This is a genomic window from Lysinibacillus sphaericus (genome assembly GCF_005217585.1).
Lineage (GTDB): Bacteria > Bacillota > Bacilli > Bacillales_A > Planococcaceae > Lysinibacillus > Lysinibacillus sphaericus.
Genome location: NZ_SZPT01000004.1, coordinates 69,661 through 94,281, shown reverse-complemented (window position 1 = coordinate 94,281; position 24,621 = coordinate 69,661). Strand labels below are relative to the sequence as shown.

The following is a 24,621-nucleotide window of genomic DNA, read 5'->3' as shown; positions in this document are numbered from 1 at the left end:
AATCGATACTAGGATACTTGCGAAATGGTTAATATATAAGTAGTATTTTCAGTAACTGTGATAAAAGGAAGTGAAGAAAGTGACGAGGAAGGTATGGTTCCAGGTAGGTATAGGGATTTTACTAGTTTTACTAATACTTAAATATTTTATAGAGATTCATTGGATTTTCACACCGCTTGCTATGATTTTAAAAGCGATTTTTGTGCCGTTACTACTTGGGGGTGTGTTGTATTATGTGACCGAGCCAATTCAACGTTTTTTAGAAAAGCGTAGATGGCCAAGGTGGTCGAGTATTTTAACAATTGTCGTTGGACTGATTGCCATAGTGGTCGGCTTTGGTTGGATTATTGGTAATCCGATTGCTACCCAGCTTAATAATCTGGCAAAAAATGCACCGATGATTAGTTCAAGCATTCAAGAGGCCGCTGATTATGTATTCAAAAATAAAGATAATTTCCCACCACAATTAAAAGATTTTATTGATTATCTTGCTAATTCTGTACAGGACATTGCGGTGGTAGCAAGTAAATGGCTTGTATCATTTATCCAATCACTGGTGTCAGTTTCTTTACTAGCGATTTTAATTCCATTTTTCTTCATTTTTATGTTGAAGGACCATGAGAAATTTGCGCCTTCCATTTATAAATATTTTACTGGTGAGCGTCGTGAATGGATTAAAAAGACATTAAGTGAGATAGATGATGTATTACGTAGCTATATTCAAGGGCAACTACAAATCAGTTTTTTACTAGCACTTATTATGTATGTTGGGTATTTAATAATTGGCTTAGAGTATTCATTATTGCTTGTGATTTTTGCCTTCTTTATGAATATGATTCCGTTTATTGGACCGTGGATTGCTCTTGCACCAGCAGTTATTGTAGCCGTAATTCAAGATCCGATGCTTGTTGTGTGGGTAAGCGTCGTTACACTTATTGCACAGCAGATTGATAGTAACTTTATTACACCGAATGTTATGGGGAAATCGCTTGATATCCATCCGTTAACAGTTATTACGATTATTTTAGCAGCCGGTAATATAGCAGGCTTTATTGGGATTATTATTGCCGTACCATTCTATGCGGTACTAAAGGTAATTGTTTCGAATATTTATGATGAACGAAATGCGATAAAGAAAAAGGCTACGAAGTCAGTATAGGGGTCGAATAAAAAGTGGAACAAGAAATTGTTAAAGTTTTTAATGAGCAGCATGAACAAATTGGAACGGCAACACGAGCAGAAGTACATGAGAAGGGCTTGTGGCATGAGACATTTCACTGCTGGCTTGTCAACGAGAACTATATTTATTTCCAAATCCGTAGTGGGCAAAAGAAGGATTATCCAGGGCTGCTAGATATAACAGCAGCAGGGCATTTACTAGCAGTTGAGACAGTGGAAGCAGGCATCCGCGAAGTAAAAGAAGAATTAGGGTTAACAATTAATATTCAAGACATCGTCAAAATGGGGATGACATCTTGTAGCATCGTATCTGAAAATATGATAGATAATGAATTTTGTCATGTCTATTTGTACCCGTTTGAAGATAATTGGGATGCATTTGAGCTGCAATATGAGGAAGTTTCGGGTGTTGTTCGAGCACAGCTTGATGAAGCGGAAGCATTCTTTTTAGGGAAAACTGGCACGCTAAATATTGAGGGGTATGAATATTTCCCTGATGGGCAACGAGCTCGACTCGTGCGTCCTGTCAGTACAGCACAATTTGTGCCGTATCGTGAGCTGTATGTGGCGGATGTTATTGGCTTTGCCAAAAGTGCAATGTACAATCGATAGTAAAGTCACCAGCCATGAATAACGATTAGAAAATGGCCATCGGTATGTATGGCATATAGCATGATGTATGCTTTACGCTCATAAAGATAACTTCGAAATGAATTGAAGTTATGTTTATGAGCATTTTATGTCTATCTGTTAATTTATGTAGAAAATAAGCTATACTTGTATTTACAATGAAAGAAAAGGAGCATATATATGCTAACATTTGAACAAAAACAAGCGATAATTGAATCGTTTTCCGAATTAACGAAAAAAGAAATTTCGATGAAACGAGTGAATTATCATTATATGGACAGTTTGTTTGAAAAGACGATTGTCGTAGAAAAATTGCACCCAAATGGCAATGGTTTTGTCTTTGTAGGAGATTTATTGCGCTACGAAAATGAAGCAAATGATAAAGGACTAGTCAATATTCGCGATTATGATGAGCACCAGTTGCGTGCCATTATTGAAGATGCCATTACTTATTTAGGTGAGGAACAAGAAGCGGAAGAACCTATTATTGAAACTTGGCGTAATCGTGAAGGCGATCAATTAGAGCTTGCGTTTGAGCAACGTTCTTGGAATGTTTATCATCGAGAAAATTTAGAAGAAGCCTTTGGCACATATGATGCTGCAAAAGAATACTTACTAGAAGAAGGCTTTCGTAAAAAGAACTAAGTAATATGGGGGAAACGACATGAGTGGTAAAAAATTGGTAGGTATTGTAATTGTTGTTTTAGTCATTGCATGTTTATTTTCAGTTTTTACGATTCAAAATTTTTATAAAAATAATCAAGAACAGCCAAATAGTGAGAATCGTGAAATAAATAAGTCAAAAAGTTTGAATTTAATATTACCACAGGCTACAATTATCTCGAATTCAAGATAATTGAAAGGTGATGGGTTTATGCAACATTTATTTCATAAAGGTACAGATGAAACCAAGCCAACCTTATTGTTATTACATGGTACAGGTGGGGATGAGCATTCTTTAATCAGTCTTGCAAAGGAAATTGATGCAACAGCCAATATTTTAAGTGTACGAGGTAATGTATTAGAAAACGGTATGCCTCGTTTTTTCCGTCGCTTAGCTGAAGGTGTTTTTGATATAGAAGATTTAATCTTCCGTACACAAGAATTACAAAGCTTTTTGGTAACAGCAGCAGAGGAGTATGGTTTTGATCGTACGCGCATTGTAGCGATTGGTTATTCAAATGGGGCAAACATTGCTGCAAGTTTATTATTCCACTTTGAAGATGCATTGGCAGGGGCAATTTTGCATCATCCAATGGTGCCAAGACGTGGCATCGAACTACCTGCGCTTCCTAATATTCCGGTATTTATAGCAGCAGGAACCAATGATCCGATGTGTACTGCACAAGAATCAGAAGATTTGGAGTCGCTGTTATCGAAAGCGGGTGCTCATGTAACGACAGCATGGTTTAACTACGGACATCAGCTCACAATGCCGGAAGTAGAAGCGGCAAGAGCGTGGTATCAACAAAATTTTTAAACGTAAAATCCGAGAACAATGTAACTATATGTTCTCGGATTTTTTGTGTGTATCATTACTTTTTCTTAGCAAATGGTAGCCACCAGTTCCAATCACCAAATAGCTTCATAAGGCTCGGTACCAGCATAAGGCGAATAATGGTCGCGTCAATCGCTATGGCAATCGCAATACCAACACCGATTTGCTTTACAGGCATGACATCAGTAAAAGCAAATGCCCCTGTAATAACAATCATAATAAGTGCAGCAGATGTAATGATACGGCTAGTAGATGTTAGCCCATCCACTGTTGCACGTGTATTATCTGCACCTTTTTGATATTCTTCCTGTATGCGAGAGATTAAAAATACTTCATAGTCCATACTTAAACCGAAGACAAGGCAAAATACGATAACTGGAATAATAAGGACGATTGTTCCAGCCTCTATTCCAAAATGCCCATATTGGAAAATATAAACCAGTATGCCGAACGCTGAAGATAACCCGATTATATTCATAATGATTGCCTTGAGAGGAATTAAAATGGAACGGAAGGCAAGCATCAAAATAAAGAACGTTGACACGATAATGATTAAAACCGCAAATATTATTTTACTAGCAATTTCATCAAAAATTTCTTGATTAAATTTCCCTTGTCCACCTAGTTTGAAGTCAACATTTAAATCCTTGTCCATCCACGTTCTGGCGAATTGTTGTGCAGCGGAGGACGAACCAGCTACATTTAATGTAATCGGAATAAATAGCTGTGTATCCTTTGAAAAGGTATTAATGATTGGTTTTAATTGTTCTGCCACTTGTGGCGTTTTCAAGGAAGCTGTTAATTCCTCTGGTGATTTCATTTGGGCTGCTGTATAAATCGTTGAGACTTCATCAACGAGCGGATCGTTAAGCAGTTTTTCTTGTATATCAAAAAGTAGCTTGCGTCCTTGCTCGTTCTCCCAGCCATCTTGGCGTTCAGCAAGTAAATACAAAACGGATGTATCACCAAGCCCAAACGTTTCATCCAATTTATCGTAAGCTGCTCGGGCATCGTATTTGGGTGGTAAAGAATCTACTTGAGGTATAGCAAGTTTAATATCCTTTAACGGAATCATCCCGATACCAAGTAACAATAAAGCAACAATAACAATGGATACAGGTCGCTTCATAACAAAGCCGGCAAAACTGTGCCAACGATTCGTGCCACCTGGCTTTACACGTAATATGCGCCATTTATTTAGGCGATCTCCTAACACCATCATTGTCGCAGGTAATAAAGTGAGACCTGAAAGCACGGCGAACAATACGACAATTGTGCCACCTAAGGCAATATTGCGGAAGATTTCTACATCAATGACAATCATGGCACCAAGACCAATCATGACACAAACAGCAGAAAAAATAATAGAACGACCTGCTGTTTGGATAGCAATTTGTATAGCTTCGGCAATGCTAGAATGGTTACGCTCTTCACGATAGCGATTAATAAATAGCAGAGCGAAATCAATACTAAGGGCAAGTCCAAGCATTGGTACAATATTTAACACAAAAATGGATAAATTAACGCTACCACTTAGTAACGTCAACAGCCCGAATGCTGTGACAACGGTAACAACTCCGATTAAAATTGGTAAAATCGCAGCTACAACAGTACCAAAAGCAAGTAATAGCACAACAATAGCGATTGGTAAACCAATGGCTTCAGCGGATGCTAAGTCCTTTTGGCTGGCTTCATTAATATCCTCCGAAATCACAGGGCCACCTGTCACACTGATACCTTCTTCTTCAACTAAAGCACGAACCTCTTTGACGATAGCTGGCAAATTATCAATGTTATTTTTAAAATGTACCATGGCATAGGAAATGCCATTCTTTTGTAAAGTAGAATCATCCAATGGTGACTGAATGGAATGAACTTCTTCAATGTCCTCTAGCTTTTGTAGAGTGTTTTCGATTTTTTGATTGCTTGTTTGATCAAAAACAACCATGATTGTTTCTGCAGGTAAGTCGAATGTTTTGGCTAGTTCATTTGTGACATAGGTATGATCAGCTTCAACAAAAAAGCCATCTCCATGCAGTTTGCTAGGAAGCTGTATAGCAAACACAGCCATTGCGATAAAAATAACAATCCAAATGGCAACGATAGCTTTCGCATGTGCAGTGATAAAAGCTGAAAAATTTTTCATAACGATAAAGCATCCCCCTTTTAAACTAGTGTAAAGGATGTGTCACTTTTTGTCGTGTGACAAAGTAGAAAATCCTGCTCGCAATAAATGGCGTGAGAATTGTAAGAGAATTGTGTGAGTGCCTGTCACCAAAAAACGGCACTTTCTGGGAGCAGAGAGTGCCGTGAATTCTAAAAGAATAAAGATAATATAAAGTATATAACGGATGCCATTACAGCTGATATTGGCATTGTAATAATCCAAGTGGTTACAATTTTTCGTGCCATTCCCCAGTTAACACCACGAACTCGTTGTGCTGAACCAACACCCATGATGGATGAAGAAATAACGTGTGTTGTGGATACTGGTAAGTGTACTAATGTCGCACCGAAAATAACAGTAGCAGAAGCTAAGTCAGCTGCAACGCCATTTACAGGACGGATTTTCATAATTTTACCGCCGACCGTTTTAATAATTTTATAGCCACCAATAGAAGTACCAAGACCCATAGCGGTTGCAGCCGCTGCTCGAATCCAAAAAGGAATTTCATCCCCAGTATGCAAGCCACCTGCAATTAACGCCATAGTCATAATACCCATTGCTTTTTGGGCATCATTTGTACCGTGCGTAAACGATTGGATAGCCGCTGTAAAAATTTGCATTGTCCGGAAGCCTTTATTCGTACGATATAAATTTAAGTTTTTAAACCATAGTTTAAACAGCGTCATCATAAGAAAGCCGGCACAAATTGCAATGAGTGGTGACAATACTAATGCCATAATGATTTTTGTAAAACCGCCATAATTAAGGACGCTAAAGCCTGCAGAAGCAACTGCTGCGCCGGCAATTGAACCGATTAATGTATGTGAAGAACTTGATGGGATACCAAAGTACCAAGTAAGTAGGTTCCATATAATAGCTGAAATTAATGCGGCTAATATAACGACAGAACCAGTTGTATCTCCTTCAAAAGCATTTAAAGAGAATGGATCAACAATATCTTTTGTTAGCGCTTTTGCGACACCCACGAAAGTAATAGCACCGATAAAGTTCATCGTCGCTGCCATAATAATGGCAACACGTGGGGGTAATGCTCTTGTGGAAACCGAAGTTGCGATAGCATTTGCTGTATCATGGAAACCATTAATAAAGTCAAATGTTAGGGCAAAGATGACGACCAATACGGTTAGTATAATGATTGTATTCATTGTATTTGACCCACTCCTAGTTACGCGTTACGCATGATAATTGTTTCCATTGTGTTGGCAACGTTTTGACAATAATCAGCGATATCCTCAAGTTGTTCATAAATATCTTTAAACTTAATGATGCGGATTGGATCTTTTTCATTTAAAAATAATTGCTTAATAGAAGTTCTTTGTACTTCGTCGCATTCACGCTCATAGTCTTTTATTAGAATGGCATGTGGGCGCATGCCAATAAGATTCTTTTTCTTTAACTCTTCAGTTGCTTTAACAATTTCGTCGGCACTTTTAGAAATATAGCCTAAGAAAATGCGCATTGATTCGTCAACTTCTGTTAAGGAGAACATTTCGAAGTGGGCGATACAATGCTCCGTACCATCTAACACATCGTCCATACGAATAGCGAATTCTAAAATATCTTCTCGTTCGATCGGTGTCATAAATGATTTGTTTAGCATTACGATTAGTTCATGAATGAGTTTATCGCCAGCTGTTTCGTAATTTTTCATTGTAATGCTAATCTCTTTTAAGTCAGCTACACTTGTTATACGAAAATCATTTGCGTAATGTACGGCCTCTCTCATATTTTCAGCAATTTTATGCAATGCTACAAAGAAAGGGTCTTGTTTTTTTGAGTTAAGCATGTAAATAGAATCCTCCTGGATATAGATAAAATAAACGACCTTTAAACTTTACTATCATAACAAAATCTTACGTTTATCTACATAAAATTTATCTTTCCTACACAAAACTTTACAATCCTGTAATATACATTTTGTTCACAAATATTAAGTGTTAGGGTGTGTTTTTTTATATTAATACAGTATAAATGCCTATATAACAAAGAATTTATTAATTTTAAAAATCTGTTTAGTACAGAGGAACCTCTTTTGAAGACCTCATTATCACAAGCGATTGATTTTGAATTGTAAAGGAATTGTAAAGATAGATATCTTAACATTTCTTAGTGTTCCCTATTTTCTTAAGAATATCTTCATTTTTATCCTTCGTTAATATTAAGAATTGTTTTCTACAATAGAGAAGTAAGAGAAAGGGGCGTCAAGTCAAAAATGATTCAAGTCGAGAACTTACAACATACATTTTTAATTGGGAAAAAGGGTAAGGAAAAACATGTACCTGTATTAAAGGGCGTAAATTTTGAAGTGAAAAAAGGAGAGATTGTCGCAATTGTGGGCAAGAGTGGCTCTGGAAAATCAACATTGCTACAAATTTTAGCCGGGTTTATGAAAGCTGAACAAGGCTCTATTCGTGTGAATGGGCAACAAACAGAGAAACTCACTGAAACAGAAAGTGCAGCGTTTCGTTTGCGCCAGTTCGGATTTATCTTTCAAAACTTTCAACTTATGCCGGGTTTAACTGCATTTGAGAATATAGAGTTACCTTTGAAATTACAAGGTGCAAGCAAAGCTATTCGTAAAGAAAAAGTGAAAAAATTAATGGACAAAGTCGGATTATCGGCAGTAGCCGACCATTACCCAAATGAATTATCAGGCGGTCAGCAACAACGTGTAAGTATTGCAAGAGCGTTGATTACCAATCCTCCTATTTTGCTAGCGGACGAGCCAACAGGGAGTCTAGACTCTGAAACAGAGCAGGATATTTTACTCCTTATTCAAAGTTTAAATCGTGAGCTAGGCTTAACATTTGTCATTATTACGCACGATGAAGAAGTGGCAACAATTGCTCATCGTCGTTTCCGTATGTATGACGGCGAGCTTGTGAAGGAGGATGAATAACATGATATGGAAAGACCAATTGGATTTTGTTATCCAACATATTAAGAAAAATAAATTACGCGTATTTATGACCGTGCTGGCTGCAACAATGGGTTGTGCATTTTTAATTGTCCTTGCATCCGTAGGGTTTGGGCTACAGGATTCAATTCGTAACGAGATACTATCAGATGAAAATATAACTAAAATTCAAGTATATGATGGCTCACAATTTACAGAGCAACAGAAAGATGAAATCAAGTCTATCGAGCATGTTAAAACAGTACTTGAAACGAGTACAGTTAATGCAAGTGCGCACTCATATTTTGAAGATCGTGATACAAATTCAAGTCTAGTTATAACGACTATGTCAGATTTTAAAAGTGTAACTGGGAAACTTGCAAAAGGGAAGTTCCCAACAAAGCCAAATGAGATTATTGTAGGATACCATTTTGCTCAAACATTATTAAATGATGCAGAACGAGATGTCATTAAAGAAAAAAACAAAAAGGCTGAAATAGAAGGCACATACTATGATGGTAGTGAAGAAGGATATAAAAAATCTTTAATTGGTAAAGAAATTGAATTATCTTTAGCTTCCAATTCCAATGGAGCGTCTGAAACTGAAAAGGTGAAATATACAATAGTTGGTGTGACAAAAAAACCTTCTTATGATTGGATGATTGACAATACAGTCTATATGGATTCAGCGCAAAAAGCAGCGATAGGAAGTACCCTTGCAGCATTAGATAAAGTAGCAGTAGATGAAGTATTTAATACGGAATTCAATATTTATGCGAATAGTCTAGAAAATGTTAAGCCTATTTTAGAAAAGTTAAAAGACAAGGGCTATAGCGTGTTCTCTGTGACGGAACAATTGGATCAAATGGATGTATTTTTCCTTGTGTTGAAAATTGGTTTAATTTTTGTTGGGACAATTGCAGTGTTAATCGCCTCTATTGGGATATTCAATACGATGACAATGGCGGTTACAGAGCGTACACGTGAGATTGGGGTATTGAAGGCAATTGGCGCTAGTCCAAAGTTGATTCAACGACTCTTTTTAATGGAAAGCACATTTATTGGTATTTTAGGTACCGTTATTGCAGTTATTATTTCATATGTCATTAGCTTTACAGCAAATGCAGTTTTACCGTTAATTTTAAAAGTGGCGACTGGTGAAGATGCTTTTAGTTCATCAGATATTACATTTTCACTTATCCCATGGCAACTTGTTATCATTGCGTCTGCCATCAGTATTGGTGTGGCGATGATTTCAGGCTACCGACCAGCTCGTAAAGCAACGAAGATAGATGTTATTCAAGCATTACGACAAGAGTTATAAAAAGAACCCGAGGCACATAATGCGCCTCGGGTTTTCATAATTTACAAATAAGATGTTAGTTCATTTGCTAAAAATGGCTTTGCATTCAACAGGGTTACAAAGGCATCATACTTAGCGCGTTGTTGTGCGCTCGGCTTTTTGCCAGTATAATAAGCGCGAATTAGAATGTTTTTTGGTGTGTTCTCCATATCAATAAATTCCAACAACTGTGCTTCATAACCAACAAGTGATAAAATCTCAGCGCGAATGGAATCAGTCGCGAGAGCTGCAAAACGTTCGCGGACAAGGCCGTGCTGTAACATGACATCGAGTGCCGGTGTATCAAGTTGACGGTTTAGCTCATGTTGACAACAAGGGACACTTAATATGACACTTGCGCCCCATTTCACTGCGCGTGATAATGCCATATCTGTTGCAACATCACACGCGTGTAGAGTTACGACCATGTCTACATTCGATTCATCGTTATAATCATTAATATCCCCAACTAAAAATTCAAGTTGCTCGTAGCCTAAATCTTGTGCAATACGAGAGCATTCCTCGATTACCTCTTTTTTTAAATCTAAGCCAGTAACGCGAATATCCAACCCTTTTTCAATTTTTAAGTAATGATACAAGGCAAACGTCAAATAGGATTTTCCTGAACCAAAATCTAAAATACGGACTTGGCGATTTTTGGGTAAATAGGCTAAGGCATCGTCGATAAATTCAATGAAGCGATTAATTTGCTTGAATTTATCGTATTTTTGTTTTTTTACTTTTCCTTCTTCGCTTTGTACACCTAAACGAATTAAAAAAGGATAAGGCGTGGACTCATCAAGTAAATAGTTTTTCTTACGATTATGTGATAAGTTTACTTGCTTCGGAGTAGCGGCTTTATCTGATTTCCATAAAACTTTATTTTTTTTCGATAGTTGCACGTGTACTTTTTCTTCTTTAAAGTCGATATGTGCTTGACGGAAGTCAGCAAAGAATAGTTCAAATTTAGGCGGAAAATCGGCTAATAGGACATTCTCATGTTTTAAAATACGCTCATATTGGTATTCAATTTGTATATGATAAGCTTCTTTCAACATGATGGGCTTTAGTTTAATACGCTTTATTTCATTAGATTTCATTCGTGGTTGACTAATTGTAGCCGCAACGAGTTGTTGTTGGGAAATTTGGTCTAGAAGCAGTGTTTTCATTTCTTCAAATGTCATTTGTTTCGCCTTCTTTGTTGTGTAATAGATGGCATTAGTGTAACACAATTTTCTTCACGTTGTTTTTCATTTCAAATAATCGGTAAATCGAATATTCAGAAAATGGATTTTTGTTTTTGAACATTTTACGGTATATTAATAGTGAAAAGTATTCTATGCAAAAAAATAATGTTCAAAAGGAGGAATGCTTATGTCAGATAATACTTATCAGCTAATCGCTATTATCATTTATATGATTGTCATGCTCGGAATCGGGTGGTATGCATTCGTTAAAACTTCAAATTTAACAGATTATATGCTAGGTGGTCGATCCTTAGGGCCTGCTGTTACAGCGTTGAGTGCAGGTGCGGCAGATATGTCAGGTTGGCTTTTAATGGGGCTTCCGGGGGCAATTTATGCTTCAGGACTTGTTGAAGCATGGATCGCCATCGGGTTAACAATAGGAGCTTATTTGAATTGGATGTTTGTCGCACCAAGATTACGGGTTTATACGCAAGTTTCAAATGACTCAATTACAATACCGAGTTATTTAGATAATCGCTTACGTGATCATACAAGATTAATCAGAATTGCTTCAGGACTCATTATTCTATTGTTTTTCACATTCTATGTTTCCTCAGGTATGGTAGCTGGCGGTAAGTTTTTTGACAGCTCATTTGGCTACGAATATCATACAGGTTTATTGATTGTATCAGGCGTAGTTGTTGCTTATACATTGTTTGGTGGTTTCCTAGCGGTGAGTTATACGGACTTTTTACAAGGTCTTATTATGTTTTTAGCACTGATTACAGTACCTTTATTTGGGCTATTTTTAACGGGTGGTCTTAGTGAAACAGTAGAATCCATTAAAACGGTAAACCCAGAACATTTAAGTTTATTACCAGCATCAGCGACAGCTGCAGCGATTATTTCATCGCTTGCATGGGGGTTAGGATACTTTGGGCAACCCCATATAATCGTGCGTTTTATGGCGATTAGTTCTGTAAAGGAAACGAAACAGGCTCGTCGCATCGGTATTGGTTGGATGATTTTAAGTCTTATTGGTGCCCTTGCAACTGCATTAGTAGGTGTAGCGTACTATCAACAAAATGCAGGGGAATTAAAAGACGCTGAAACGGTCTTTATTGTACTTGGTCAAATTTTATTCCATCCATTTATCGCGGGTATTATGTTGGCTGCTATTCTAGCTGCAATTATGAGTACCATTTCATCGCAATTAATTGTCACTTCTTCAGCTCTCGTTGAAGATATTTACAAGGCGTTATTTAATAAAACAGCAAACGATAAACATTATGTGTTTATTGGGCGTATGGCAGTTTTAGTAGTAGCTATTATTGCGGCAATATTGGCTTGGAATCCTGAAAATTCTATTTTAAATTTAGTAGGCTTTGCTTGGGCTGGCTTCGGGGCTGCATTTGGTCCAATTATCTTATTATCATTGTATTGGAAGCGATTGACGAATTACGGAGCGCTCAGTGGAATGGTGACAGGTGCGGCAACAGCCTTTATATGGGGTAAAATAAAGCTGCTTTCAACTACTTTATACGAAATCGTGCCAGGATTCCTTGTTTGTTTAATAGTAGCCGTTGTTGTAAGTATGGTGACTTATAAGAGAAATGCAGAAATCGAGGAAGAATTCGATCGTACTGAAACATTGTTAAAAAAAGAGCGAGGATAAGTTGATAAGAGTAAGCTAAAGTTAGTTTACTTATTTCTAATTAAACATAGTTTATCTACATTAAAGCATGCGCCCAATTTTCTAGTCTAGGGCGCATTTGTTTTTTTATAATGAGCAGACTATTTTTGATGATTCGACGTTGAAGTATGTGTATAAATAACGCTGCGGTGGAAGGTATCTTTGCCGACTAAAAGACACAGTTTAGGGCATTATATGGTAAGATGAAGAAAATTTGTTGTAGCAACACCAAGGCGTTGGTGGGAGGATTGTGAATGGATAAATTGAAAGAAGTAGATGTATTGTTAGAAAAGGCCATATTAGTTGGTGTTAATTTACGTAATGATAAGCATTTTGAGTATTCGATGGAGGAGCTTACAAATTTAGCTGAAGCTTTAAATGTGGAAGTGGTAGGTATCGTCACGCAAAATTTAGAGCGAGTCACACCATCTCATTATGTCGGGACAGGTAAAATCGAAGAGATAAAAAGTTTTTATGAAGAAGCACAAGCTAATCTTGTGATTTTTAATGATGAATTATCACCTTCACAAATCCGTAATTTAGAGCGCGATTTAGAGACGAAAGTCATTGATCGGACGATGTTAATTTTAGATATTTTTGGACGCCGTGCCAAAACACGTGAAGCACAAATGCAAGTTGAGCTGGCGCAACTTCAATATATGCTTCCACGTTTAGTCGGTTTACATGCTTCCCTAAGCCGACAAGGTGGTGGTACTGGTGGCGGTTTTAAAAACCGTGGAGCAGGTGAGACCAAACTTGAGTTAGATCGACGAAAAATTGAAGATCAAATTTCTAAAATAAAAAAAGAACTCGAGCAAGTAAAGGAGCAACGAGAAACCCAACGAAAACAAAGAAGAAAAAATGCTGTACCTGTTGTATCCATTGTGGGCTATACGAATGCTGGTAAATCAACGATTATGAACCAGCTCCTTGCTAAAATTGGACAAGAGGATCATAAACAAGTATTTGAGAAGGATATGCTATTTGCTACACTCGAAACGTCTGTCCGTTATATTGAATTACACGATAAGAAATCTTTTTTATTAACAGATACAGTTGGCTTTGTTAGTAAGTTACCGCATCATCTAGTAAAAGCGTTTCGTTCTACATTAGAAGAAGCGCGGGATGCAGATTTATTGCTCCACGTTGTGGATGTTTCAAATGCAGAACATGGCTTTATGATGGATGTTACAAATGAAACGTTAAAGGCGGTTGGAGTGGAAGGAATCCCTACTATTTATGTATATAATAAAGCGGACTTAGCAAATGTGCCGTACCCTGTTATCAGTGGGGACAATATTTGGATTTCTGCTAAGCAAGGCAATGGATTAGATGAACTTTTACAAATAATACGTCAGCATATTTTTTCCGATTATGTAACTTGTAAAATGCTTATTCCATATGAGCAAGGAAATATTGTTTCTTATTTAAATGAAAATGCGACGATTTATGAAACGGCATATGAAGAAGCGGGCACATTATTAAAGCTTGAAGTAAAAGAAGCCGATTATGCAAAATATCAACATTTTGTTGTTAAATAACATAGAGTTAAAATATAAGTAAGCCAACACGTAGCTAGAAAAGTTGCCTAGCTTATTTCTATGGAAATGACACATATAACAGAATAAAGCTTGTGCGTTCAGATAAGGTCGCCATGTACCTTGTGATAACTCACAGTAATTGGAAAAAATGGGCTTTGAAAAAATTACAATCAATGGTGACTCTCGCCATTGATTTTTTTATTTGCAATAAATAAATTATTTTCTGATTATATAGTATTTTAAAATATTATATTTATATTTTATTTTTTTGATAAAGCAAAAAGTGCGAAAACGTAGATATTTCAATATATTTAAGAAAATATCAACTAATCAATCTGAATATAGAGAAAACTGATAAATTTTCAACATTTTTTAAAACTCTTGATAAAGTGATAAAAACGCTTTAGTATGATGAAACATAGTTTTTTATCCTTACTAATGGGTAATAATATTTTTAAGGAATAATAAAATGGGAGAGGATATTGTTATGTCTACTAAAGATGAAATTGTAAAATCCGTCCCTCAAAATGGTTTTGTCGGACACCCTAAGGGGCTCTTTACATTATTTTTCACAGAATTTTGGGAACGTTTTTCATACTACGGGATGCGAGCGATTCTAATTTTCTTCATGTATTATGAATTAAATGAAGGTGGATTAGGTCTTGATCGCGGTACAGCGAACTCCATTATGGCCATATATGGTTCCCTTGTTTATATGTCGGGTATTATTGGTGGCTGGATAGCCGATCGACTTTTAGGTACACGTAAAACGATTTTTTATGGTGGCGTATTAATTATGATTGGTCACTTCCTGCTAGCATTCCCTGGCGGTGTGACAATGTTATTTGCGTCGATGGCGTTTATTGTTATCGGTACTGGTTTATTAAAACCGAATGTCTCAAGTATTGTAGGGGATATTTATGCTGAAACAGATAGTCGTCGTGATGCAGGATTCTCGATTTTCTATATGGGCATTAATATGGGTGCATTCATTGCGCCGTTTATTGTCGGAACAATTGGACAAAAGTATAGCTTCCATTTAGGCTTTAGTTTAGCAGCCGTTGGTATGTTAATTGGTTTAATTGTTTTTAAAGTAACAGAGAAAAAATATCTAGGATTAGCGGGCTTACAAGTAAATAACCCGTTAAAACCAGAAGAACGTAAAAAAGTCTTTACACAAATTGCTATTGTAGCGCTAGTTATTCTTGTCTTAGGTGGTATCGGCATTAAAACTGGTGTACTAACAATGAATGTCTTTAGTTTACTTATTACTATACTTGGTGTACTTATTCCAACAGCTTTCTTTATTTATATGTACCGCAGTGAGAAAACAACGAAAGATGAGAAATCTCGTCTTCTGGCATACATTCCGCTGTTTTTAGCGGCAGTTATGTTTTGGGCTATTCAAGAGCAAGGTGCAACAATCCTTGCGACGTATGCAGATGAGCGTACACAATTAAATCTTGGTGGCTTCCAGTTGGAATCATCTTGGTTCCAATCATTAAATCCTTTATTTGTTATTACATTATCACCACTATTTGCGATGTTATGGCTAAAATGGGGCGATAAGCAACCATCCACACCACGTAAATTTTCTTATTCACTATTTTTTGCAGGACTATCATTTTTAGTGATGATGATTCCGGCACATCTATCTGGTGGACAAGCTTTAGTTAGTCCGTTGTGGTTAGTATTATCATTCTTTTTAGTAGTAGTTGGGGAATTATTATTATCTCCTGTAGGTCTGTCTGCAACAACGAAATTAGCTCCACAAGCTTTTGCCGCACAAACAATGTCATTGTGGTTTTTAACTAGTGCTGCGGCTCAAGCGATTAACGCTCAACTTGTTAAGGTATATGAGGTTGTAAGTGAATTCACATATTTCGGATTTTTAGGATCATTGTCAATTCTTATTGGCATACTCTTATTAGTACTTTCACCGATTATTTCTAAAGCGATGCGAGGCATTAATTAGTTGAATATGCTGGGATAATAGAGAAAAGTGTTAGATTGACTGTCATCAATCTAGCACTTTTTTGTTATGGCGTTGTTGTCTGCTACGGTGGTGCTTTCCATGGGCACATCGTCAGTTGTTACAAAACTAAAAGGCATTACTACGCATCTTTTTTGTCTTTTGTGTAGTCTATTAGCTAGAAGATAATTTAATTTTCTGTAGAATAGGACTATTTTTCGTTATAATAATCTTACTAGTAACAATTTTAAGGGGTTGGTTGTCATGAAAGAAGCATTGGATCGTTTGAGGCCAAGATTAATGGAGATTTTCACGTATTTACATGCACACCCAGAAATAAGCTGGAAAGAGGTAGAGACAACAAATTATATTGTTGATCTGTTGACGCGTGAAGGATTTTCCCCACAACGCTTTAAAAATTGTACAGGGCTTTATGTTGATATCGGCAAGGGAAATCCAAAAGTGGGTTTACGTACGGATATAGATGCATTATGGCAAGAAGTAGATGGTGAGTTTAGAGCGAATCATTCCTGTGGGCATGATGGTCATATGACAATGGCAATTGGTGCACTCTTACTTTTGAAAGAGCAATCTCAGTTATTAAAAGGAACAGTACGTGTTATTTTTCAGCCAGCTGAAGAAAAAGGAACGGGCGCACTAGCTGTTCTAAAAGAAGGTATTATTGATGATTTAGATTATTTATTTGGCGTCCATTTAAGACCTGTCCATGAGCTTGAAGATGGTACATACTGTGCAGCGTTGTATCACGGCGCATCCCGTTTACTTGAAGGGGAAATTATAGGTGAGGACGCCCATGCAGCAAGACCGCATCTTGGTGTTAATGCAATTGAAGTTGGGGCAACGATAATAGAGGATTTACGCACTATTCATACAGATCCAATGGTGCCTGTCTCTATTAAGATGACAAAATTTCAAGCTGGAGGAGATTCGGGCAATATTATTCCGGGAAGAGCTGCCTTTACAATTGATATCAGGGCACAACGTAACGATGTCATGGAGACACTCGCTTTAGGTGTCAAGCGTGTAATCGATTCTTCAAAAATATTGCATAAAGTGCAAATTGAATTACAGACAGTTGCTAATATTGTTGCTGCTGAGGTAGATACGACGGCTCAATATATTATGGAACAAGCTATTGTAAAGGCTGCTGGCCTGTCTAATTTACGTAAGCCTGTACATACCCCAGGAGGAGAGGATTTTCACCATTATGCGGTGCAACGTCCGCACTTAAAATCAACTATGCTTGGTCTAGGTTGCGGATTAACACCAGGGTTACATCATCCAAAAATGAAATTTAAACAGGCAAGACTTGTAACAGGAGTGGAAATTCTTACAAACGCTGTATTAGGAGCATTAAAACTAGAACCATAAAGGAGGCATCAGAACATGTTAAAAAACGTTGTTATTAAAAAAATGATGACACCTGCGGAGATTGCTGAGGTGCAATACTTAAATGCTGAAATTTGGGGGAGTCAAGCAATTCCATCGCATCAAATGTTAGCGGCTGTACAAAACGGTGGATTATTGCTTGGTGCTTTTCTTGAAAGTCGGCTAATTGGTTTTAATTACTGCTTTGTAGGCTATTTGGACGGAAAAATGTATTTACACTCACACATGATTGGTGTTGAAAAAACATATCGTGAACAAGGTGTAGGAGAACTATTGAAGCATGCTCAACAAGAGTATGCACGAGAGAATGGATTTCAACTAGTTCGTTGGTTAATTGATCCATTAGAAGCGCGCTTAGCAAATTTATCGTTTTTAAAGCTTAGTGCTTTTAGTGATCAGTATGAGGTAGATTATTATGGGCCACTGCAAGACGATTTTAATGATGGACTACCTTCGGACAGGATTGCAGTCGAATGGTGGATTGAGCGCAATCATGCAGACGATAGTTTAGATGAGCTAGAAGAAGTGGCAGAACAAATAACATCGTGGACGTTGACAGTCGACGGATTGCCTGTGCTCGATAAAGAGGGTGAATTCGATAGTAAGCAACAATTTTATAAGGATGCTTATTTAGTACCAATCCCACAGCATCTGCAAAAGATGAAAATAGAGAGTCCTAAATTAGCAGAAGATTGGCGTTATAAGATGCGTACCATTTTAACAACCTTTTTTGAGCAAGAATATGCAATCGTTCGTGTGAAAAAGCATAAAGAATATGTTCATTTTTATCTGTTGGTCAGACGCTCTTTATTGGCTTTATAATGATGGATAAGGAGTGACGTTTGTGAGAATAGAAGAGATTACAATTAGACATTTAAAAATGCCAATGAAAGCACCGTTCACAACGAGCTTTGGTACTGTTGCTGAAAAAGAGCTATTGCTTTTAGAGGTGAAGGATGCAAGTGGCACGATTGGATGGGGTGAGACAGTTGCTTTTGTAGCACCGTGGTATACAGAGGAAACACTAAAAACGACGTGGCATATGTTAGAGGACTTTTTAATGCCCGCTTTGCTACATAAAGACATTGCACATCCGGATGAGGTTAGTGCCTTGTTCGCCACTATTCGGCGTAATGGTATGGCTAAAGCCTCGATTGAAGGTGCAGTGTGGGACATTTATGCTCAGCAAACAAAGCAATCTCTTGCACATGCATTAGGTGGAAGCAAGGACCTTATTGATGTAGGCATTAGTGTAGGTATTCAATCTAGTACGGATAAGCTATTAGAGCTAATAAAGGTCTATGTGGAAAAAGGCTATAAACGGGTAAAAGTAAAAATAAAACCGGGCTACGATGTCGAAGTCATTCGTGCTATTCGTGCTGCATTTCCTAATCTGCCTTTAATGGCGGATGCAAACTCAGCGTATACATTAAATGACATTGAAGTGTTACAACAGTTGGATGCATTTAATCTGCTAATGATTGAGCAACCACTTGCAGCAGACGATATTATCGATCATGCCAAGCTTCAAAAACAGTTGAAAACACCAATCTGCTTAGATGAAAGCATTACATCATTAGAGGATGCAAGGAAAGCAATTGAGCTAGGTAGCTGCGGTGTAATTAATATTAAAATTGGACGTGTAGGCGGCATAACAGAAGCCAAAAAAATACATGACTATTGCCAACAACATGCTATTCCTGTTTGGTGTGGGGGCATGTTAGAAGCGGGAATCGGACGAGCACATAATATCGCTTTAACAGCGCTTTCTAATTTTGTTCTACCGGGTGATACCGCAGGTTCTAGCCATTATTGGTACGAGGATATTGTAACACCCGAAATCGTAGTGGAAGATGGGCATATTCGTGTGCCACAGAGCATCGGAATTGGCTATCAGCCGAATTTAGAAATTATTGATAAATTAACAATTAGCAAAAAAGTCTATAAAGGGTAATAGGGCTTGGCTTATTTTCCATCATGATTGTTAGTATTGCATAAATAGTCGAGGAGAGAAGTGATTGAAAAAGAGCTTACAAATCGGCGGTGCTTATGTAGGAATTATCGTCGGTGCGGGGTTTGCATCAGGACAAGAAATCATTCAGTATTTCACGAGTTATGGCAATAAGGGGATTTTAGGTGCTCTTTTAGCGACACTATGGTTTGCCTTTGTGGGAATGTGTACAGCACAAATTAGTTCGAGGTTGCAGACAACGTCCCATAAGGATTTGATTTATCAAATTTCAGGGAATACGATTGGTTTTTTAATGGACTTTGTTCTATCGCTATTTTTGTTTGGTGTATCAGTTATTATGTTTGCTGGTGCTGGCGCTACGTTTGAGCAAATGTTTGGACTACCCGTATGGCTGGGGAGCATTTGTATGATTGCCCTCACCATGATGACAGTAATGATGAATGTAAAAAGCATTATTAATATTATTGCAATTGCAACGCCTTATTTATTAGCTGTTGTTACGATTATTGCAGTCTATTCAATAGCTACGATGGATTTATCGTTTGCGGAGCAAGCAACAATAGCAGAACAGCAATTACAAACATCCTCTAAAAGCTGGTGGGTAACGGCGTTGCTCTATATGTCTTTTAATATCGGCGTATGCTTCTCGCTCCTTACAGTGATGTGTGGCGCAATCCGTAATGAACGAATTGCAGGTATGGGTGGCATTATTGGGGGACTGTTGTTAGGCGCGCTCATTCTACTTATTCATTTTTCTCTTCTAGCTAAAATGAACGTTATTGTCGGATTGGATATTCCAATGTTAGCATTGGCGAATGAAATTCATCCAATCGTAGGTTTATTAATGTCATTTTCATTATTAGGGATGATTTACAATACGGCGGTAGGGATGTTTTATTCGTTTACGGTACGATTTTTTAAACCAACAAAGCCTAGCTTTAAAGTTGCTGTAATTTTTATGGGTGGTTTAGGATTTTTGGCAAGCTTAGTGGGCTTTACGACACTTGTATCAAAATTATATGCAGTGATGGGCTATGTAGGATTTATTTTGGTGGGGTCTATTATTTTTGCGTGGTTACGAGGCATAAGACGAGTAGTGTAAATATAAGGTAATTGAGAAGGATAAGCTATGCCATTCTCAATTACTTTTTTATTTTGGAAGAACTTGAGGGTTGGGGAGCTCGTTGAAATGCATCGAAAAATAAGTCGTTTAGCCAATATTATTGTTGAAAAATCAAAGTTTTCAAGTATTTCCAACTAAAACGAGAACAATTCTCAATAGTTGGTTGACTGATAATAGAAAGATGCTTATAATGAGAATCGTGAGTAATGATAATCATTTTCATCCGATAATTAATTACAAGCAAAAATGAATCTACCGGGGATTACAATGAAAATAAGATATCTTTTAACAGCAACTGTTGTGTTGTCTATTGTGTCGCTATTTATTGGTGTAGTAAATATTAAACCAAGTGACTTATTAGACTTCGGTTCAGAAGAAACTAGACTATTTATTATTAGTCGTGTACCAAGACTTGTAGCAATTTTGCTAGCAGGTGCAGGTATGAGTATTGCTGGTTTAATTATGCAAAGCTTAAGTAGGAATAAGTTCGTGTCACCAACTACAGCAGGAACTTTAGATGCTACGAAATTAGGTGTCCTAATTTCAATGATGTTTTTTACAAATGTCACGTACTTCCAAAAAATTTCCTTCGCTTTCATATTTGCTTTAGCCGGCACATTATTGTTTATGCAAATATTAAATCGAATAAAGTTTAAAGATGCGATTTTTATACCGCTTATTGGCTTAATGTTCGGAAATATTCTTTCGTCGATTACGACATTCTTTGCGTATAAGGCAGATATAATTCAAAACATTACTGCATGGTTACAAGGAGATTTCTCTTTAATAATGAAAGGTCGTTATGAGCTTTTATACATAAGTGTACCTGTTCTAATTTTAGCTTACATTTATGCGAATCGTTTCACAGTGGCTGGAATGGGTGAAGATTTTGCAAAAAATCTTGGTCTTTCCTATAAATTCGTTGTGAATTTAGGTCTAGTGTTAGTAGCACTCGTAACAACTACGGTGGTATTAACTGTTGGTATGATTCCTTTCCTTGGATTAATTATTCCAAATATCATATCGCTATTCAAAGGGGATAACCTTGCAAAGACATTACCACATACAGCATTACTCGGAATGTCATTCCTATTATTATGTGATATTTTAGGACGCGTCTTGATTTTCCCTTACGAAATTCCGATTAGTATGACGGTCGGCGTCATCGGAAGTGCCATCTTCCTATTTATGTTGTTTAGGGGGAGAGCATATGCGTAACCGTACCAAAATGTTGATATTACTAGGATTAGCAGTAATTGCTATGTTACTGTATGTCTTTTATGAACTAAATGGGAACTATCATTATGCGTTCCCTCGTCGCCTCATTAAAGTGGTGGCGATGGCATTAACGGGAATTGCCATTGCGTATTCCACAGTGGTATTCCAAACGATTACACATAATCGGATATTAACACCAAGTGTTATGGGACTTGATGCGTTATATATGATGGTGCAAACAATTATTTATTACTTCTTTGGTTCTATGTCCATATTCGTTATTAATGCGCAATATAATTTCATGTTAGCTGTTACAGCTATGGTAATTTTTGCACTTATTTTCTATCGGGTATTGTTCAAAGAAGGGAAACGACCGATTTACTTCCTACTGCTTGTCGGAATGATCGTCGGAACGTTTTTAGGAAGTGTCACAACATTCTTCCAAGTATTAATTGATCCTAATGAGTTCTTAAGCTTACAAAGTAAAATGTTCGCCAGCTTTAATAATGTGAATTCAGATTTAGTATGGTTAGCAGGTTTTGTGATTGTCGGAACTTTTATATACGGATGGCGCCATATGAGCCAGCTCGATGTGATGTCCCTTGGTCGTGATACAGCGATAAACCTAGGAGTACCTTATGATAAGCTTGTACAGCGCATGCTTATTCTATCTTCTATATTAATTGCCGTTTCTACAGCTCTTGTTGGGCCTATTACATTCTTTGGCTTAATCGTAGCGAATTTATCGTATCAGTTTTTCAAGACGTACAAGCACTCTGTGTTAATCGCAGGCTCTTGTGTGATGAGTATTGTTGCTTTAGTCGGTGGACAGTGGATGGTCGAGCGTATTTTTAACTTCGATACAACACTTAGCGTCATTATAAACTTTGTAGGTGGTGTGTACTTCATCTACTTATTATTGAAGGAAAGTAGGTCAGCAGGATGATCCAAGTAAAAGAGATTTCTAAGTTTTTTGGGAAAAAGCCGGTCATTCAAGATGTTAGTGTAGACGTTGCACCAGGAAAAATTACGTCTTTTATCGGACCAAATGGTGCAGGTAAATCAACATTGCTTTCAATGGTAAGCCGTTTACTGAATGCAGACACTGGAGAAGTACTACTGGATAAATCGGATGTGCGTCGCTGGAAATCCGATGACTTTGCAAAGCGTGTATCGATTTTAAAGCAATCAAACTACATGAATGTACGTCTAACAATACGCGAACTTGTATCATTTGGTCGTTTTCCTTATTCAAAAGGGAACCTAAAACCAGAGGATGAACAAAAAATAGATGAGGCAATACAATATATGAATTTAGACGATATTCAGCATAACTACTTGGATGAATTATCGGGTGGTCAGCGTCAACGGGCATTTATTGCAATGGTCATTGCGCAGGACACCGACTATATTCTATTAGATGAGCCACTTAACAATTTGGACATGAAGCATTCCGTGCAAATCATGAAAATATTGCGTAAGTTGGTCGATGAGTTAGGAAAAACAGTTGTCATTGTTTTACATGATATTAACTTTGCATCTGTCTATTCTGATCATATCGTCGCTTTAAAAAATGGACGTGTTGTAAAAGATGGTCCAACGAATGACATTATTAACTCAGATGCATTAAAGGAAATCTATGATATGGATATCCCTGTTCAAGAGCAGAATGGCTGTCGCATTTGTGTCTATTTTAACTCATAGTAATAATAGATAGTCCTACCTATCTAAAAATATAAAAACAATTAAAGGAGCATTTCACAATGAAAAATTGGAAATTACTTACTGTGCTAATGGCAATGATGCTTTTAGTATTAGCTGCTTGTAGTTCGAAAGAAGAATCAAAAGAAGACGATAAAGGTTCAACAGATAATAAACCTGCTGAAGAGCAAAATGAAGCTGCTTCTGCTTACCCAATCACAATCCCAGGTAGTACAATGGGCGAAAATACATTTGAAGAAGTAACACTTAAAGAACAACCAAAAAATATTGTTGTATTTGACTATGGTTTCCTTGATACTTTAGATGCTTTAGGCGTTGACGTTGCAGGTGTGCCACAACAATCAGTACCTAGTTATTTAAGCAAATATGCTGACACTACGTATGTAAACGTTGGTTCTTTAAAAGAGCCTGATTTTGAAGCAATTTCTTCTATGAGCCCAGACATTATTTTTATTTCTGGTCGTCAAGCGGCTGCTTACGAAGAATTATCTAAAATTGCACCAACTGTATTCGTTGGTGTAGATAACGCGAAATTTATGGAATCATTTAAAACAAACACTGAATTAGCTGGTAAAATTTTCGGTAAAGAGAAAGAAGCTGCTGATGCATTTGCTGCATATGAAGCGAAAGTAGAAGAGATCAAAGCAAAAACTGCTTCATCTGAAGACAAAGCTTTAATCGTTTTAGGTAGTGAAGGTTCATTATCTGCGTATGGTCCTGGTTCACGTTTTGGTGTTATTCATGATGTATTTGGTGTAAAAGCTGTTGATGACACAATTAAAGTTGATACACATGGTGATAACGTAAGCTTTGAGTACGTACGTGAGAAAAACCCAGATATGTTATTCGTAGTTGACCGTGATGCGGCAGTTAACCCTGAAGGTGAGTCTGGTACAAAAGCTGCTATTGAAAATGAAATCGTTAGTGCTACTAACGCTGCTAAGAACGGTAAAATTTTCTATCTAAATCCAGAATATTGGTACCTATCAGGTGGCGGTTTATTATCAGAAACTGCAAAAGCTGACGATATTTTAAAGGCGTTTAACTAAT

General features: G+C 37.2%; 22 protein-coding genes. 18 read left to right on the top strand and 4 right to left on the bottom strand.

Annotation, left to right across the window (positions count from 1 at the left end):
• Positions 1-79 precede the first annotated feature (79 nt).
• The 5 genes from FC748_RS16640 to FC748_RS16620 all read left to right on the top strand — a co-directional run bounded on the left by FC748_RS16640 (position 80) and on the right by FC748_RS16620 (position 3,289).
• A complete protein-coding gene (locus FC748_RS16640; RefSeq protein ID WP_024361388.1) occupies positions 80-1,159 on the top strand; it encodes an AI-2E family transporter in 1,080 nt (359 codons plus the stop codon).
• Positions 1,160-1,173: 14 nt separating this feature from the next.
• Positions 1,174-1,791, top strand: a complete 618-nt coding sequence (locus tag FC748_RS16635) for an NUDIX hydrolase (protein WP_024361387.1) — start codon at positions 1,174-1,176, stop codon at positions 1,789-1,791.
• Between the two features lie 198 nt (positions 1,792-1,989).
• Positions 1,990-2,454, top strand: coding sequence for a hypothetical protein (locus FC748_RS16630; RefSeq protein WP_025220739.1), 465 nt, complete (start codon positions 1,990-1,992; stop codon positions 2,452-2,454).
• Positions 2,455-2,473: 19 nt separating this feature from the next.
• Positions 2,474-2,665, top strand: coding sequence for a hypothetical protein (locus FC748_RS16625; protein ID WP_024361385.1), 192 nt, complete (start codon positions 2,474-2,476; stop codon positions 2,663-2,665).
• Positions 2,666-2,683: 18 nt separating this feature from the next.
• A complete protein-coding gene (locus FC748_RS16620) occupies positions 2,684-3,289 on the top strand; it encodes an alpha/beta hydrolase (RefSeq protein WP_025220738.1) in 606 nt (201 codons plus the stop codon).
• Between the two features lie 55 nt (positions 3,290-3,344).
• Here the strand turns inward: FC748_RS16620 and FC748_RS16615 are convergent, their stop codons facing one another.
• The 3 genes from FC748_RS16615 to FC748_RS16605 form a co-directional block, all read right to left on the bottom strand.
• Positions 3,345-5,453, bottom strand: a complete 2,109-nt coding sequence (locus FC748_RS16615) for an MMPL family transporter (RefSeq protein ID WP_108030816.1) — start codon at positions 5,451-5,453, stop codon at positions 3,345-3,347.
• A 170-nt stretch (positions 5,454-5,623) separates the two neighbouring features.
• Complete coding sequence (locus FC748_RS16610) at positions 5,624-6,640, bottom strand: inorganic phosphate transporter (protein WP_024361382.1); 1,017 nt, start codon at positions 6,638-6,640, stop codon at positions 5,624-5,626.
• Positions 6,641-6,660: 20 nt separating this feature from the next.
• Positions 6,661-7,281: a DUF47 domain-containing protein gene (locus FC748_RS16605; RefSeq protein WP_024361381.1), complete on the bottom strand. Its 621-nt coding sequence runs from the start codon at positions 7,279-7,281 to the stop codon at positions 6,661-6,663.
• A gap of 426 nt (positions 7,282-7,707) precedes the next feature.
• On the opposite strand from FC748_RS16605, the gene FC748_RS16600 reads away from it, so the two are divergent.
• A complete protein-coding gene (locus FC748_RS16600) occupies positions 7,708-8,394 on the top strand; it encodes an ABC transporter ATP-binding protein (protein ID WP_024361380.1) in 687 nt (228 codons plus the stop codon).
• Position 8,395: 1 nt separating this feature from the next.
• A complete protein-coding gene (locus FC748_RS16595) occupies positions 8,396-9,715 on the top strand; it encodes an ABC transporter permease (protein ID WP_108030817.1) in 1,320 nt (439 codons plus the stop codon).
• Between the two features lie 41 nt (positions 9,716-9,756).
• On the opposite strand, the gene FC748_RS16590 is transcribed toward FC748_RS16595, so the two are convergent.
• Positions 9,757-10,917, bottom strand: coding sequence for a class I SAM-dependent methyltransferase (locus tag FC748_RS16590; RefSeq protein ID WP_108030818.1), 1,161 nt, complete (start codon positions 10,915-10,917; stop codon positions 9,757-9,759).
• Between the two features lie 190 nt (positions 10,918-11,107).
• On the opposite strand from FC748_RS16590, the gene putP reads away from it, so the two are divergent.
• From putP to FC748_RS16535, 11 genes are all read left to right on the top strand, one after another.
• Positions 11,108-12,595: a sodium/proline symporter PutP gene (putP, locus tag FC748_RS16585; RefSeq protein ID WP_108030819.1), complete on the top strand. Its 1,488-nt coding sequence runs from the start codon at positions 11,108-11,110 to the stop codon at positions 12,593-12,595.
• Between the two features lie 272 nt (positions 12,596-12,867).
• Positions 12,868-14,154 (top strand): GTPase HflX, encoded by a 1,287-nt coding sequence (gene hflX / locus FC748_RS16580; RefSeq protein WP_024361376.1) that lies wholly within the window; start codon positions 12,868-12,870, stop codon positions 14,152-14,154.
• Between the two features lie 487 nt (positions 14,155-14,641).
• Positions 14,642-16,129: a peptide MFS transporter gene (locus FC748_RS16575; protein WP_024361375.1), complete on the top strand. Its 1,488-nt coding sequence runs from the start codon at positions 14,642-14,644 to the stop codon at positions 16,127-16,129.
• A gap of 261 nt (positions 16,130-16,390) precedes the next feature.
• On the top strand, positions 16,391-17,518 hold the full coding sequence (locus tag FC748_RS16570; protein WP_024361374.1) for a M20 peptidase aminoacylase family protein: 1,128 nt from the start codon (positions 16,391-16,393) through the stop codon (positions 17,516-17,518).
• A gap of 15 nt (positions 17,519-17,533) precedes the next feature.
• Positions 17,534-18,358, top strand: coding sequence for a GNAT family N-acetyltransferase (locus FC748_RS16565; protein ID WP_025220732.1), 825 nt, complete (start codon positions 17,534-17,536; stop codon positions 18,356-18,358).
• A 22-nt stretch (positions 18,359-18,380) separates the two neighbouring features.
• Entirely contained in the window at positions 18,381-19,490 is a 1,110-nt protein-coding gene (menC, locus tag FC748_RS16560; RefSeq protein ID WP_108030820.1) for an o-succinylbenzoate synthase, read from the top strand.
• A 64-nt stretch (positions 19,491-19,554) separates the two neighbouring features.
• Positions 19,555-20,610: a YkvI family membrane protein gene (locus FC748_RS16555; RefSeq protein WP_024361371.1), complete on the top strand. Its 1,056-nt coding sequence runs from the start codon at positions 19,555-19,557 to the stop codon at positions 20,608-20,610.
• 288 nt (positions 20,611-20,898) lie between these two features.
• Positions 20,899-21,849, top strand: a complete 951-nt coding sequence (locus FC748_RS16550; protein ID WP_024361370.1) for an ABC transporter permease — start codon at positions 20,899-20,901, stop codon at positions 21,847-21,849.
• Positions 21,842-22,795 (top strand): iron chelate uptake ABC transporter family permease subunit, encoded by a 954-nt coding sequence (locus FC748_RS16545; RefSeq protein ID WP_024361369.1) that lies wholly within the window; start codon positions 21,842-21,844, stop codon positions 22,793-22,795. The genes FC748_RS16550 and FC748_RS16545 overlap by 8 nt, the downstream gene beginning before the upstream one ends.
• Complete coding sequence (locus FC748_RS16540) at positions 22,792-23,553, top strand: iron ABC transporter ATP-binding protein (protein ID WP_024361368.1); 762 nt, start codon at positions 22,792-22,794, stop codon at positions 23,551-23,553. Before FC748_RS16545 ends, FC748_RS16540 begins: the two co-directional genes overlap by 4 nt.
• Before the next feature lie 59 nt (positions 23,554-23,612).
• Positions 23,613-24,620, top strand: coding sequence for a siderophore ABC transporter substrate-binding protein (locus FC748_RS16535; RefSeq protein ID WP_024361367.1), 1,008 nt, complete (start codon positions 23,613-23,615; stop codon positions 24,618-24,620).
• The last annotated feature ends 1 nt before the right edge of the window (position 24,621 follow it).

Excerpts from the sequence above, each read along its gene's own strand:
- FC748_RS16630 (WP_025220739.1), top strand. The coding sequence starts at position 1,990 with ATGCTAACATTTGAACAAAAACAAGCGATAATTGAATCGTTTTCCGAA.
- FC748_RS16625 (WP_024361385.1), top strand. The coding sequence starts at position 2,474 with ATGAGTGGTAAAAAATTGGTAGGTATTGTAATTGTTGTTTTAGTCATT.
- FC748_RS16620 (WP_025220738.1), top strand. The coding sequence starts at position 2,684 with ATGCAACATTTATTTCATAAAGGTACAGATGAAACCAAGCCAACCTTA.
- FC748_RS16615 (WP_108030816.1), bottom strand. The coding sequence starts at position 5,453 with ATGAAAAATTTTTCAGCTTTTATCACTGCACATGCGAAAGCTATCGTT.
- FC748_RS16610 (WP_024361382.1), bottom strand. The coding sequence starts at position 6,640 with ATGAATACAATCATTATACTAACCGTATTGGTCGTCATCTTTGCCCTA.
- FC748_RS16605 (WP_024361381.1), bottom strand. The coding sequence starts at position 7,281 with ATGCTTAACTCAAAAAAACAAGACCCTTTCTTTGTAGCATTGCATAAA.
- FC748_RS16600 (WP_024361380.1), top strand. The coding sequence starts at position 7,708 with ATGATTCAAGTCGAGAACTTACAACATACATTTTTAATTGGGAAAAAG.
- FC748_RS16595 (WP_108030817.1), top strand. The coding sequence starts at position 8,396 with ATGATATGGAAAGACCAATTGGATTTTGTTATCCAACATATTAAGAAA.
- FC748_RS16590 (WP_108030818.1), bottom strand. The coding sequence starts at position 10,917 with ATGACATTTGAAGAAATGAAAACACTGCTTCTAGACCAAATTTCCCAA.
- putP (WP_108030819.1), top strand. The coding sequence starts at position 11,108 with ATGTCAGATAATACTTATCAGCTAATCGCTATTATCATTTATATGATT.
- hflX (WP_024361376.1), top strand. The coding sequence starts at position 12,868 with ATGGATAAATTGAAAGAAGTAGATGTATTGTTAGAAAAGGCCATATTA.
- FC748_RS16575 (WP_024361375.1), top strand. The coding sequence starts at position 14,642 with ATGTCTACTAAAGATGAAATTGTAAAATCCGTCCCTCAAAATGGTTTT.
- FC748_RS16570 (WP_024361374.1), top strand. The coding sequence starts at position 16,391 with ATGAAAGAAGCATTGGATCGTTTGAGGCCAAGATTAATGGAGATTTTC.
- FC748_RS16565 (WP_025220732.1), top strand. The coding sequence starts at position 17,534 with ATGTTAAAAAACGTTGTTATTAAAAAAATGATGACACCTGCGGAGATT.
- FC748_RS16550 (WP_024361370.1), top strand. The coding sequence starts at position 20,899 with ATGAAAATAAGATATCTTTTAACAGCAACTGTTGTGTTGTCTATTGTG.
- FC748_RS16545 (WP_024361369.1), top strand. The coding sequence starts at position 21,842 with ATGCGTAACCGTACCAAAATGTTGATATTACTAGGATTAGCAGTAATT.
- FC748_RS16540 (WP_024361368.1), top strand. The coding sequence starts at position 22,792 with ATGATCCAAGTAAAAGAGATTTCTAAGTTTTTTGGGAAAAAGCCGGTC.
- FC748_RS16535 (WP_024361367.1), top strand. The coding sequence starts at position 23,613 with ATGAAAAATTGGAAATTACTTACTGTGCTAATGGCAATGATGCTTTTA.